Origin of the sequence: Gilliamella sp. B3783, from assembly GCF_026536125.1 — a bacterium.
Lineage (GTDB): Bacteria > Pseudomonadota > Gammaproteobacteria > Enterobacterales > Orbaceae > Gilliamella.
The window spans coordinates 240,052-253,690 of sequence record NZ_JAFNOU010000002.1; the positions used below are offsets into that span (position 1 = coordinate 240,052).

At 35.3% G+C, this 13,639-nt stretch carries 9 protein-coding genes, 1 pseudogene and 1 CRISPR repeat array; of the genes and pseudogenes, 5 read left to right on the forward strand and 5 right to left on the reverse strand.

Annotated features, from left to right (window positions below):
* Window positions 1-17 precede the first annotated feature (17 nt).
* The 3 genes from prmA to J3U59_RS03485 are packed head-to-tail and all read right to left on the reverse strand — an operon-like array spanning window position 18 to window position 2,555.
* Window positions 18-884 carry a 50S ribosomal protein L11 methyltransferase gene (gene prmA / locus J3U59_RS03475; RefSeq protein WP_267333435.1) on the reverse strand — a complete coding sequence of 289 codons (867 nt, stop codon included), beginning with the start codon at window positions 882-884 and terminating at the stop codon, window positions 18-20.
* Window positions 859-2,310 (reverse strand): sodium/pantothenate symporter, encoded by a 1,452-nt coding sequence (panF, locus tag J3U59_RS03480; RefSeq protein ID WP_416379578.1) that lies wholly within the window; start codon window positions 2,308-2,310, stop codon window positions 859-861. Before panF ends, prmA begins: the two co-directional genes overlap by 26 nt.
* An 8-nt stretch (window positions 2,311-2,318) precedes the next feature.
* Window positions 2,319-2,555: a YhdT family protein gene (locus J3U59_RS03485; RefSeq protein WP_267333437.1), complete on the reverse strand. Its 237-nt coding sequence runs from the start codon at window positions 2,553-2,555 to the stop codon at window positions 2,319-2,321.
* Between the two features lie 178 nt (window positions 2,556-2,733).
* On the opposite strand from J3U59_RS03485, the gene ilvC reads away from it, so the two are divergent.
* Window positions 2,734-4,212 (forward strand): ketol-acid reductoisomerase, encoded by a 1,479-nt coding sequence (ilvC, locus tag J3U59_RS03490; RefSeq protein ID WP_267333438.1) that lies wholly within the window; start codon window positions 2,734-2,736, stop codon window positions 4,210-4,212.
* A 1,123-nt stretch (window positions 4,213-5,335) separates the two neighbouring features.
* Window positions 5,336-5,903: direct repeats of the CRISPR family, unit length 28 nt; unit sequence GTTCACTGCCGTGTAGGTAGTTTAGAAA.
* Window positions 5,904-6,288: 385 nt separating this feature from the next.
* Window positions 6,289-6,861 (forward strand): cell division protein ZapC, encoded by a 573-nt coding sequence (locus J3U59_RS03495; RefSeq protein ID WP_267333439.1) that lies wholly within the window; start codon window positions 6,289-6,291, stop codon window positions 6,859-6,861.
* On the opposite strand, the gene J3U59_RS03500 is transcribed toward J3U59_RS03495, so the two are convergent.
* Both J3U59_RS03500 and greB read right to left on the reverse strand, forming a co-directional pair.
* Window positions 6,851-7,954 (reverse strand): YcbX family protein, encoded by a 1,104-nt coding sequence (locus J3U59_RS03500; RefSeq protein WP_267333440.1) that lies wholly within the window; start codon window positions 7,952-7,954, stop codon window positions 6,851-6,853. The genes J3U59_RS03495 and J3U59_RS03500 overlap by 11 nt on opposite strands.
* A gap of 151 nt (window positions 7,955-8,105) precedes the next feature.
* Window positions 8,106-8,591 (reverse strand): transcription elongation factor GreB, encoded by a 486-nt coding sequence (greB, locus tag J3U59_RS03505; RefSeq protein WP_267333441.1) that lies wholly within the window; start codon window positions 8,589-8,591, stop codon window positions 8,106-8,108.
* 42 nt (window positions 8,592-8,633) lie between these two features.
* On the opposite strand from greB, the pseudogene J3U59_RS03510 reads away from it, so the two are divergent.
* From J3U59_RS03510 to J3U59_RS03520, 3 genes and pseudogenes are all read left to right on the forward strand, one after another.
* A pseudogene (locus J3U59_RS03510) lies at window positions 8,634-10,799 on the forward strand (Tex family protein); the annotation flags it as partial.
* A gap of 676 nt (window positions 10,800-11,475) precedes the next feature.
* Window positions 11,476-12,921, forward strand: a complete 1,446-nt coding sequence (locus J3U59_RS03515) for a hypothetical protein (RefSeq protein WP_267333443.1) — start codon at window positions 11,476-11,478, stop codon at window positions 12,919-12,921.
* A 62-nt stretch (window positions 12,922-12,983) separates the two neighbouring features.
* Window positions 12,984-13,475 carry a hypothetical protein gene (locus tag J3U59_RS03520; RefSeq protein WP_267333444.1) on the forward strand — a complete coding sequence of 164 codons (492 nt, stop codon included), beginning with the start codon at window positions 12,984-12,986 and terminating at the stop codon, window positions 13,473-13,475.
* The last annotated feature ends 164 nt before the right edge of the window (window positions 13,476-13,639 follow it).

Below are 13,639 nucleotides of genomic sequence, written 5' to 3' on the forward strand. Positions count from 1 at the left end.
GGGGTAATGTCAAATTTTTACTTTTTTTTGCCAGTTATACGGCACCATTCATCTTGCTCAATAACTGGATCTAACTCAAAATGTGCTTGATAAGCTAAGCAAACACTTTGTGCCTGCGATGCCAAAATACCGGATAATCCCAATAGCCCACTTGGTTTAACCAGCTTATTTATGTTTGGTTCGAGTTCTTTTAATGGTCCGGCTAAAATATTGGCAACAATAACATCTGCCTGTAAATTATTGGGTATATCGTTGGCAAGATAAAGCTGTAAATTATTGCTAACATTATTACGCTCAGCATTGTCACGACTAGCTTCGATAGCTTGTGGATCGATATCGATACCAATAACCTGTTTTGCGCCTAATTTTAATGCGGCAATGGCCAAAATACCAGAACCACAACCGTAATCAATCACAATTTTATTGTTGAGATCTAGACCGTCTAACCAAGTTAAGCATAATGCTGTAGTTGGGTGGGTTCCGGTTCCAAATGCTAGACCGGGATCTAACATCACATTAACCGCATTAGGATCGGGCACGTCTCGCCAACTTGGGCAGATCCAAAGTCTTTTTCCAAACTGCATAGGATGAAAGTTATCCATCCATTCTCGTTCCCAATCTTTGTCTTCTAATTGTTCAATTTTATAAGAATATTGGTCTAAATTTAGTATCGATTTTAACTCATTAATCTCTGTTTGAGCATCATAAAGCCCGATTACATCGGTGTTTCCCCAAAGTTTAGTTTCACCAGGTAAAGGTTCAAAAACAGGATTGTCATAAGTATCTTGAAAAGTGACTGATACAGCTCCCGATTCTTCTAGTTGTTCGCTGATTTGTTCAGCTAATTCATTAGTCGTATTAATTCTGAGTTGAATCCAAGGCATAATTTTTTCCTTTGTTGCCAAACATATTGGCTATAATAAAAACCACTAATCCAATAATTAAAGAAGGCACAATTGGGTGGAATGACAATAACTTAATATCATAACTGGCTAATAGTGTATAACTTATTGCACCAGCCAGCATTGAGCAGAGTGCTCCTGTCGCATTGGCTTTTTTCCAATATAATCCGAGTACTAAAGGCCATAAAAACACCGCTTCAAGCCCACCAAAAGCAAGTAAATTTAGCCAGATTATCATATTAGGTGGATTCCAAGCGGCAAAAATGAGTAAACCACCAAAAATAAAGGTAATGGTAACTGAAATACGCGTTAATAATTTATCACTTAAATTGCTATTGCTTTTAATACTTAAAAAAAGATCTTTAATCAGAACGGATGATACTTGCAATAACTGCGCATTGATTGTTGACATGATCGCAGCTAGTGGCGCAGCTAAAAAGATCCCCGCAGCAAAAGGTGGTAATACATTAATAATTAATGTTGGTACAATTTGATCTGGTATTGTTAAATCATCAATGATTGCTCGTCCCAAGCTACCAGATAAATGCATCGTTAACATGATGATTGTAACAACAATTGTACCAATAATAATTCCCTGATGCACTGCTTTACTATCTTTATACGCCATGCAACGCACCGCGGTATGAGGTAACCCCACCACGCCAAAGCAGACTAACACCCAAAATGAAGCCATAAACGGAAAATCCATAAAATGGTTTGGGCCTTGTGGTGTAAGCAGTGCTGGATCAATTTCTTGTAGTCGATGAATAATCGTTGTCATGCCGCCGCCTGCATAAATAATCGCGCCAAGCAATAAAACGGCACCAATGATCATAACTAAACCTTGGAATGCATCATTTAATATACTTGCTCTAAAACCACCAAAAGCCGTATAAATAACGGTACCAATACCAAATATTAGTAATCCGCTATGGTAGGGAATACCTACTGATGATTCAAGTAGACGTGCGCCGCCGACAAATTGGACAGTCATAGCGCCAATAAAAGCCACTATTAACGCGATACTTGCAAACCAAACAATCGTTTTACTTTTGTAATGCGCATAAAGCATATCGCTTAAGGTAATAGCATTATATTGACGAGCTAGAATAGCAAATTTTTTACCTAAAATACCTAATGATAACAGAACAGTAGGAACTTGAATCATGGATAATAACACCCAGCCTAAACCATACTTATAAGCAGCGCCAGGCCCACCAATAAACGAACTTGCGCTAATATAAGTTGCTGCAAGTGTCATGGCGAGTAAAAAGCCACCCATCGTTCGATTACCAATAAAATAATCGGTAAATTGATTGACCTTTTTTCGCTTTATATAAGCATAAAGCGATAATGCAAATACAAAAATCAGGTAGATAACCAGTGGTAAAATAATATCGAAATGCATGGTTTGAATCACTTAGTCTGTTCTAAAGAGATATCTTTGAATTGAGATTTTACAACAATAATACATAACAAAAGAAAAGCTAAAGGTGTCATTATGCAAGATAGTTCAAACCACAATGGTAAACCCCAAAAGCCTATTTTGTTGCCCACGCAATAAGCGCAAATAATCCAAGCAATGAGGTAAATAGCCGTTAACAGCAATGATAACTTAGCTTCTTTTTTAGCTTGCTTAAAGCGAGTATCCATATTATACAAATTGCCGATAAATAAAAGGTGGCTTAGAGTAAAAGAAACCGTAAAACTTAGCAAGTATATTGCAATTTATGCAATATAATATTTTAAATATATCAATTTTAGCAATAAAAAATTTACTATATAGTGTAGGGCATATCAATTATGAATTACTCAACTCATGGAGAGAACAATGTCAAATTACTTCAATACTCTAAATTTACGTGAAAAGTTACATCAACTTGGTCAATGTCGCTTTATGGCGCGTGACGAGTTTGCATCTGAAGCCAATTTTTTGAAAGGTAAAAAAATTGTTATAGTTGGTTGTGGTGCGCAAGGCCTTAACCAAGGCCTTAATATGCGCGATTCTGGTTTAGATATTGCCTACGCTCTACGTAAAGAGGCGATTGCTGAAAAACGCGCATCTTGGAAAAAAGCGACTGAAAATGGTTTTAAAGTCGGCACCTACGAAGACTTAATTCCGACAGCTGATCTTGTTATTAATTTAACGCCAGACAAACAACATTCAGCTGTTGTCAAAGCTGTGCAACCACTGATGAAACAAGGCGCTGCACTGGGTTATTCTCATGGGTTTAACATTGTTGAAGTCGGCGAAAAGATTCGTTCGGATATTACTGTTGTTATGGTTGCCCCTAAATGCCCAGGTACCGAAGTACGTGAAGAGTATAAACGTGGCTTTGGCGTGCCAACGCTTATCGCTGTTCATCCAGAAAACGATCCAAAAGGTGAAGGTTTAGCCATTGCTAAAGCGTGGGCTGCTGCAACTGGCGGTCATCGTGCTGGTGTTTTACAATCTTCATTTGTAGCCGAAGTAAAATCAGACTTAATGGGTGAACAAACAATTCTTTGTGGTATGTTACAAACGGGATCACTACTTTGCTTTGATAAACTTGTTGCTGATGGCGTTGATCCTGCTTATGCTTGTAAATTATTGCAATTCGGTTGGGAAACCATTACAGAAGCGTTAAAACAAGGTGGCATAACGTTAATGATGGATCGTTTATCTAACCCAGCTAAATTACGCGCTAATGCTCTAGCAAAAGAGTTAAAAGTTATCATGACTGATCTTTATCGTAAACACATGGATGATATTATTTCTGGTGAATTTTCTGCAACGATGATGAAAGACTGGGCAAATGATGATGCTAACTTATTAAAATGGCGTAAAGAAACCGGCGAAACAGCATTTGAAAAAGCGGCTGAATATCAAGGAAAGATTGATGAACAAGCTTACTTTGATCAAGGTGTTGTCATGATTGCGATGGTCAAAGCAGGCGTTGAACTTGCATTTGAAACCATGCTCGAATCAGGTATTTTAGCTGAATCAGCTTATTATGAGTCATTGCACGAATTACCACTTATAGCTAATACTATTGCGCGTAAACGCCTGTATGAAATGAATGTGGTTATTTCAGATACAGCAGAATATGGTAACTACTTATTTGCTAATGCCGCAATACCTTTATTAAAAGAAAAATTTATGCCAATGTTACAATCGGGCGATCTTGGCAAAGCTATTCCAGAAGGTAGCGTTGACAATGCACAATTACGTGATGTAAACGAAGAAATTCGTAATCATCCAATTGAAATTATTGGTCGTAAATTACGTAGCTATATGACTGACATGAAGCGTATAAATGTAGCAAGTTAATTAGCTATCCCAACTAATAAAAGGTGTCTAATGACACCTTTTATTATTTTGAAGTAAGTATCCTCTATTGTTTGAATAAACGTTGACGTTATATCGACTAATATTAATCGTGTATATCAAAATCCTGTTACAGGATTGATGATAACAGTAATAAGTAATACGAATTTTTACTTACAACTAACTTCAACTTTAACAAACGCTAGTTAATATGCGGTAACGTTTGATTGGATAATAGTGACTTAACTTATTTGGTTATAGGCATGTTTTAGAATTTTTTGGCAGCCAATAACGCTATGGCATAGCGCATTTCTTACTGAAATTTGAGTCTTAATACTCTTTTTATTTAAAAAAACGTTTAAGTTTTTGCAAGACGCTGTAGTGAGTTAGAAAGCTATTTAAAAGTTTGTCGAACGCTATGCAAATAAAAAAGCATAATAATTTTATCAAAACCCACCATACAGCTAAACAATGCATTGATCGCGTTACCCATAACTGCTGACATCGTTGTGAATTCAAACTATTTTTACTCAACTGAGCTATATTTATCTACACTATATATGTTAGTGAACTCGATGGCAAAGGCTCGGCGCTATTTACAGGCTTTATAAACTACCTATACGGCAGTGAACTTGGTTAGCAAATCCCAATCGTCGAATCTTTCTAAACTACCTATACACGTTAATCTACCACTAAGCTCCTCCGCTTCTTTTTTGCCCCCTACAGAGTAGTGAATAAAAATACTGACTAATAGTAAAAATTACTTGGTTTTAATGAATTGTCCTATCTTGGGTGTGAATAAACTCAATGTTAAAAAGTGAAACTTATTTATTACGTTAGTCACAAGTTATCGGCAATATATTGATATTATTAATTTTATTTTCTTACTGTAACCTGATTAATTGATTAATTTGCTGCTAAGGGTTATAAGGTTATAAATAAATTTTAGCTTTATTACAGCTGAATAAATAAACCAAAAAATTACCCTTGTTTTAACCCTTTTTTTTAGCTTATTTTAAAAACTAATAAAATCAATAGATTAAAAATAGCTACAAAAAAAGGGTTTTTAAAAGTAAAAATATCATTTACCTTTATCTGAACAACGATTATAGTAGGTCGAACTCTAGTTCACTGCCGTGTAGGTAGTTTAGAAAATTTACCAGCTCTATTTTCTGATTTAGATTGAGTTCACTGCCGTGTAGGTAGTTTAGAAAAACTTGCCCAAGTATGACGCAAGTCATGGAAAGTTCACTGCCGTGTAGGTAGTTTAGAAATATGAGCTTTTCTTTCTTTATTTATTTGGCGTGTTCACTGCCGTGTAGGTAGTTTAGAAAGGACGTCGAAATGTTGCGAGCATTGCACCAATGTTCACTGCCGTGTAGGTAGTTTAGAAAAGACGGTGTTATTTTTTATGATTTAAAAGAAAGTTCACTGCCGTGTAGGTAGTTTAGAAACATCCCATTTTTCAGCTTTAGTTAATTCGATTGTTCACTACCGTGTAGGTAGTTTAGAAATAGCCCTTTTTTCAACTAGTTGCTTTATTGAAGTTCACTACCGTGTAGGTAGTTTAGAAACACAAGTCTAGTAAAGCTCTGAATTCATGTAGGTTCACTACCGTGTAGGTAGTTTAGAAAGATAGCGTGATGCCTCTTTATGCTCTCTAACGGTTCACTGCCGTGTAGGCAGAGTTTAAAATTCTACAAAAATTTAGTTGTGATTAATATCTGGTTTACAACCATTTTATACCTTGGATAAACCAAGGTAATCTTCTTCCTATTAATTATCTCATCACAATTTAAAATTATCTAAATCCATAATAACCCTATCTCGTATTGATGTTCTGTAAAGAAGTTTAATTAAAGCTGTATTTTATAATATAAAAAAAGATGGATCGAATGGGATCAATGATCCTTAAAAAGGATCGAAGTTAGATCGTTTTGATCTTTACCTATTACTGATAAATTTTTTAAAAATTAAGCAATTAAAAAGTTTTTATTTTAATTTATTATTTATTTTTTATCTAAGTTATGTTATCTTTTTGTGCAAATTTAGTTCAACTTTAAAAAGGGTAATATATCAATGAAATTAGCTTTTCGACCAACTGATAGTTGGCGTTGGTATTTTGATAGTGATTATGATAGCTTAATGCTAGAAGTATCGCCTGAAATGCTATTTCGTTCATGCTATCCTAGCAAAATGTTGATTCCCGATGTGTTTGGCGAGTTTCCTTTTTCTGTCAGTGATGCAACTGCTTATTATCAATTTTTTGATAGCTGTCAATTATTGAATCTTAACGATTCGCAAAAAATTGAATTGTCGATAAATGCGATTGTTGCTGCCAATTTTTTAAAGCCACAAATGCCAAAAAGTTGGTATTTTTCGCAGCAAATAACGGCATATCGACCTAAAATGGCCGATATTGTTGTAGTAAATATGCAAGAAGGTGGTCAATCAGTGTTTTTGATGGTCGTTGAAGCCGGCGAAAACGCATCGTTGTGTATTATTGCTCAACCTACTTTTGGTGCTATGAATAAAACTTTCTATTTTTCAGAAGCGATTAAAGTCATGAACGATAGATTAATGCCAATTTCAACTTGTTCAATTGAGGATAGTCTTAGCAAACATCCACTTGAGTTAGAAGCTATTTCTTAACTAATTCAATTTCAATATTACTTTTGGGTATACAACTACAAGCTAAAATTCGATTTCCTCTTTTAATAGCAGCTTTAGTCATCGCGGTTACTTCACCACTTTTCAACAGTATCTGACAACGTCCACAAACTCCGGCACGACAAGAATAGGGCACAGCTATTTGATGCTGTTCTAATTGTTCTAAAATAGTTTGCTGATTATTGCCTTGAATTATTTGTTCATTAAGTGCGATTGTGCAAGGTTGTTGATTTTGCTTAATTTCAGCTGGGAATGATTTAATATAATTTTTAGCCGGTTGTCGCTCCAGTACTTCTATAGGATCATCTAAACAGACGGTACCATGATTACGAGCAATCATATTCATACCAAAATCAATTTTACCCTCACTATCAGATCTGAAATAGCGTAACGTTTTCAATGGCTCATTATCGGTTGATAACTTACTGGTTTCAACATTCATGGTTGTTACAACACATCGTGTACAGGGTTTGACAATATCAAATATAACTTGGCCAATTTTAATTGTTTTCCAACCATCTTCAGCAAAGGGTAAAGCATCTTTAATAATAATATTGCCGCGAAATTGGCGAATATCGAGTTTTTCCGGGCATTGTTGTTGTAAATAATTAAAAGAGGATTGATTAAGTAATAAATAGGGGTATCCATCAGCAAAGCTTACCGCTACATCACAATAGCGTTTTGTACGTCGTGATAAATGGTTACCTACCCAACGTACTTGTACATCTTTTTGCAAGAATTGACTGATAAATTGATTGACACTAATTGGCGCAATATGCGAAGTAAAATGATTTCCCCATACTTGAGTGGGTTCAACATCTTGGGAAAAATCATCTAAATTAATCGTTATCGCTTGCTTAGAGGGTAATAGTAGATGGATCTTATTATCTACCAGTGTGGTTTCGATTTTTAATAACTGTGGATATTGTCTTGCTGTAATAAAAGTCCCATCGGGTTCACTTATCATTAAAACACGATCGTATTGAAAGCCGCCTTCGGTGGTGGTGGCTTTTTTTAGTGGAATACCTTTCATGGACTTACAGGGATAAATATATAACTGATCAACTAACATCATAATGATTGTAATTTAGAAGCAATTAATAAATTATAGCTTTATTTGCCTGCAAGTTTAAGAAAATTATTCGTCAAACAATATTTAATAACATCTCATTGAACATAACAAATTGTTCGATTTTTTAAAGTGTTATTTTAGTCAATTAAATAGGTTAAAGGGTTAATTCTTGATAGCTAATCGCCACGATATAGAGGTAATTTGTACCATTAGGGGTCATAACCGATATTTCATCATCGACCTTATGACCAATTAATGCGCGGGCAACAGGGCTGTTTATTGAGATCCAATTTTTTTTCGGATCGAATTCATCGGTTCCAACAATTCGATAAACATGTATGCGACCAGATTCATCTTCTAGCTTAACCCAAGCCCCAAAAAATACTTTACCTTCCTGCTTAGGATCGGGATCAACAATTGTCAGCGTTTCTAAACGTTTAGTCAAAAAGCGCACGCGTCTATCGATTTCACGTAATCTCCGCTTGCCATAAATATATTCTGCATTTTCACTGCGATCGCCAAGCGCTGCGGCATCCGAAACAGCTTGTGTTACTTGAGGTCTTTCTATTTTCCATAAATATTTCAGTTCACGATCGAGTGCCAAATAGCCTTCTCTTGTTATATAATTAGCTTTTTGCATAATAAAATTCTATTCCGTTAATCGACGATATACAGAGATACCATGATAAATAATCAAATTAGCCATATTATAGCCGGTGAACTGACGGTAAAACCAGAACAAGTTTTAGCGGCTATTCAATTATTAGATGAAGGAAGTACCGTCCCTTTTATTGCCCGCTATCGTAAAGAAGTAACGGGCGGATTAGACGATACCCAACTACGCACGCTAGACAGTCGTTTAAGTTATTTGCGAGAACTTGAAGATCGTAAACAAACAATATTAAAATCAATCGAAGAACAAGGTAAATTAACAACAGAATTGAGTGACAAAATCACACAAACGCTTAGCAAAACTGAGCTTGAGGATCTTTATTTACCTTATAAACCTAAGCGTCGTACACGTGGGCAAATCGCTATTGAAGCAGGGCTTGAGCCGCTTGCTGATGATTTATGGCAAAACCCACACCTTAATCCAGAATCCGAAGCTGAAAAATATATCAACAATGATAAAGGTATTGCTGATAGCAAATCAGCGCTGGATGGTGCACGCTATATTTTAATGGAACGATTTGCTGAAGATGCTGGGCTTCTTGCCAAAGTCCGTCATTACTTATGGAATAATGCTCATTTGGTGTCGCAAGTTGTAGCGGGTAAGGAAGAAGACGGCGCTAAATTTCGTGATTATTTTGCGCAAAGTGAACTTATTTCTAAAGTGCCTTCTCATCGCGCGTTAGCGATGTTCCGTGGCCGCAATGAAGGTTTTTTACAACTGTCATTAAATGCAGATCCCCAATTTGAAGAGCCGCCAAAAGAAAGTTATTGTGAACAGATTATTACCGAGCATTTGGGTGTTCATTTTAATGAGCAACCTGCTGATAAATGGCGAAAGGCAGTAATTAATTGGACATGGCGCATTAAAATTTTAATGCATATGGAAACTGAACTGATGACTACCTTACGTGAGCGAGCTGAAGAAGAAGCAATTAATGTTTTTGCCGCTAACTTACATGATATGCTCATGGCTGCGCCTGCTGGTATGAAAGTCACGATGGGGATGGATCCCGGCTTACGTACCGGCGTTAAAATCGCGGTGGTTGATGCTACTGGTAAACTTGTTGCGACCGAAACAATCTATCCGCATACAGGACAGGCAGATAAAGCTGCCATGATGATTGCAGCCCTTTGCATTAAGTATCAAGTCGAATTAGTGGCGATTGGTAATGGCACGGCATCGCGTGAAACCGAGCGTTTTTATCTTGATGTGCAAAAAAAATATCCAGAAGTGAAAGCACAAAAAGTGATTGTTAGCGAAGCGGGGGCATCGGTATATTCTGCCTCGGAACTGGCCGCGCAAGAGTTTCCGGATCTTGATGTATCATTACGCGGCGCAGTTTCGATTGCGCGCCGGTTACAAGATCCATTAGCTGAACTGGTGAAAATCGATCCTAAATCAATTGGTGTGGGACAATATCAGCATGATGTAAGTCAAACACAATTAGCTAAAAAGCTTGATGCAGTGGTCGAAGATGGGGTAAATGCGGTTGGGGTTAATTTAAATACGGCTTCTGTAATGTTACTCGCGCGCATTGCTGGGCTTAACAAAGTCATTGCCCAAAATATTGTTGATTGGCGTAATGACAATGGTCAATTTTCTGACCGTAAACAATTACTCAAAGTTGCAAGATTAGGACCAAAAGCTTTTGAACAGTGTGCAGGTTTTTTACGGATCATGGACGGTAAAAATCCACTCGATGCATCAGCTGTGCATCCTGAAGCTTATCCGGTAGTTGAACGGATTTTAGAAAAAAATCATAAATCCTTAAAAGAGATTTTGGGTGATAGCAGTTATCTTAAATCATTAAAAGCGGTTGATTATGTCGATGATCATTTTGGTGTGCCAACAGTCACAGATATTATTAAAGAGCTTGATAAACCGGGTCGCGATCCAAGACCAGAATTTAAAACAGCACAATTTGCCGATAATATCGAGACAATAGATGATCTTAAAGTGGGTATGATAATGGAGGGTGCTGTTACTAACGTGACTAATTTTGGTGCATTTGTTGATATTGGTGTTCATCAAGATGGTTTAGTGCATATTTCAGCTCTCTCAGATAAATTTGTAGAAGATCCGCGATCGGTTGTCAAAGCTGGCGATATTGTAAAAGTTAAAGTGGTTGAAGTCGACATACCACGTAAACGCATTGCATTAACCATGCGTTTAGATGATGCGGTGACCACTAAAGCCGAAGCAAATAAAAGCCAGCATCGTAGCAATCAAACGCTAAAAAATCACAATGCACCTTCAAGCACCAATAGTGCAATGGGCAATGCATTTGCTGCTGCTTTTAAAAAAGGAAAATAATGACTTTTCTATCTGCTTTAACTTATTCTAGCGTATTAAAAGGATGATGATTTATCATCCTTTTATTCAATCTATTTGATATTTTTTACATTTTTATCGTTTGTAGAAATAACTTTGAAATCTACTTTTTTTAGAATATAATTGTACAAATTATATTCTATTTTGGGTGAATAAGTTTAATCGGTTTAAATTTTTTGCGCCAAATAGAAGATTAATTTTATACTCTAGTATAACCAACATATTCTTTTCTTTAGTTAGCTTTTCTTTTGTATTTTTTTAATGTCATTATTTTAGTTTTAAATGAAACATAAGATTGGATTTTTAAAAAAATAGTAACTATTTTTGCATCTAGCAGTAATTTCAAAACAACATCTATTTATACTTAGATGCATAGCGTTAAACATTAACAAAAAGCAATAATCGATAACTGTTAAAACTTCACAATTTTTTATCAAATGATGATTAATTTGTTCGTTCAAACTTCAACTCAATAATCTTGCTCAACACTTTGGATAAGTTAATGAATAGAGGCTAAGAAATGAATAACATTATATATTATACAAAAAAAGTGTGTTTTGTTCGATTTAACATAAAAATTCTAGTTTTATTTATATTATTATTTTTTAATCATACAACAATAGCGAGTAACGGTGTTGTAACAGTGAACTCTATTCATGGTAATCAACCAGATATTCTTGCAAGCGCTGAAACTAAAGTGTTAAACGGAATTCAAATCAAATTTAAATTAGATGATCTCGATCCAGTCGTTATTTCGCCAGGTAGCGCAAATAAGATTTCTGTTGCTTACAATACTTCACCTAGCCTTTATTCATTTGGTGTCGATATTTCGAGTTTAAATGACAGTGATATTCATGATGTGGATGGTGATAAATTGTCGAGTACCGATAGTTTCATTATTCAATCGATTAATGCTCAATGGCTTGACCAAAACAATAACATTATTGCTTCTGATTCCACTGCACCCCTTGGTCGTGATGTGTGCACTTCATCGACGACTAATGCAAATTTATCGGTGAAGGTAACCATTACATTTATTGCTAAAACCCAATACGGTATGCCTGACACCTCAAAACCAAGAGAAGTGTCTAAAACATTTGAAGTCAGTGCTGATGATGGTATCTGTTATATCAGACCGGGCGTACTGGCATTGATTACAAACAATGGTTGGAATGAAGGGGATAACTATGCTCCTTATGGCGCTGATACAATAAGTGTTGATCCTCCTTATAACAGTGATCAATTTGCCTTTCATCAAGGCTTCAAGGCAACAGCAACAGATTCAAATGGAAATCATTTTCCAACTTATGGTTTTCCAGAGGCTCGTTTCAGAATTGTACCCGTCAATCCAATATCGGATTATAGTTATACCTTGGTCAAAAATCCTAATAATTCCTTAGTGAATACTGCTCGTGCTTCAAACGCTGATTCTAAAAGTGAATTTAAATTTACCAATAATGTACCTAATCAAGGTGATGAATTTGTAATTTTAGTCACAAATAACCGCACTTCAGCACAATTTTATTATACTTTTTCAATTAATCATTGGTTATATTTCTTAAATAATCCCCCTGGTAATTGGGCAAACTCAAATAAATTATGTCAACAAAATAATGATAGATTGCCAACACGAGCTGAGATCTCCAATTCTCCTTTATCATACATACCCACAACTAACGATAACTATTATATAAAAGGTAATGGGTATAAAAGAGCAATCGGTGAAGGGTTAACACCAGAATGGGGGAAAGTCTACTTCTATGCACCTTTAGATATTATTGGTCGAGATATGATGTCTGGATTGCTAAATTTGAAAAATTTAATCTATTATGAATTCTATTTCACAAATGAACAATCATCAGTAAAAGATGTAATGGGTAATAACAAATATTATAGTGTAGGGATAGTCGAGGGTAATGTTATTGTTGAACCTGATGTGGCCTATACTGCATGTGTTAAATATTAATCTGATGAAATTTATAATTTATCAAATCAGAAAGTTTATATTAGACATGAGAAGGTATTTTTATGATAAAAAAGAGATCGATAATGTATTTTATTAATAAAAATATATTCAAGTTTGATTCCAATACTACCCAAAAAAAACAAATGTTTTTTACATTACTTTTTACGATATTCGTATTTCATCTTTTTTTTAATACGCAAGATGTTAAAGCATTATCTTCAGCCGAGGTTAATGCGATTAAGAAAAGCATCACTTATTCCCAACAAGTGATGAATATAGGTTGTTTTTATTCGGATATACTCTATTTGCCTTTATCCGAAACTCAAAAAACAACATTCAAACAAGTAGACAGTGATGAAGGTGATATCGTTAAAAATACTCACTTCGATAATGAATACTATATTTGTTGTTATTTATCTGAGCCAATCACATTTTTTACCAAATCAGAAACAATAACAGAACAAGGACAGAGGTATCAAACAAGGATGTTTGAACTCAATCATTTTGATCTCAACCGTATGTGCCGTTTACACACCACTGTAAACCTTCATTAAATACCATATTTGAGTTATATAAGAAAAGTTATCACAATTATCAGATACAATATTCAACCTTAAGTTGATAATTGTCACTGATAAAATGCAGATTATTTTCTTAAAAAATATGAAAAGTTTGATTATTGCTCAATTCATGGTTACTTAACATTGAATTTATTGTA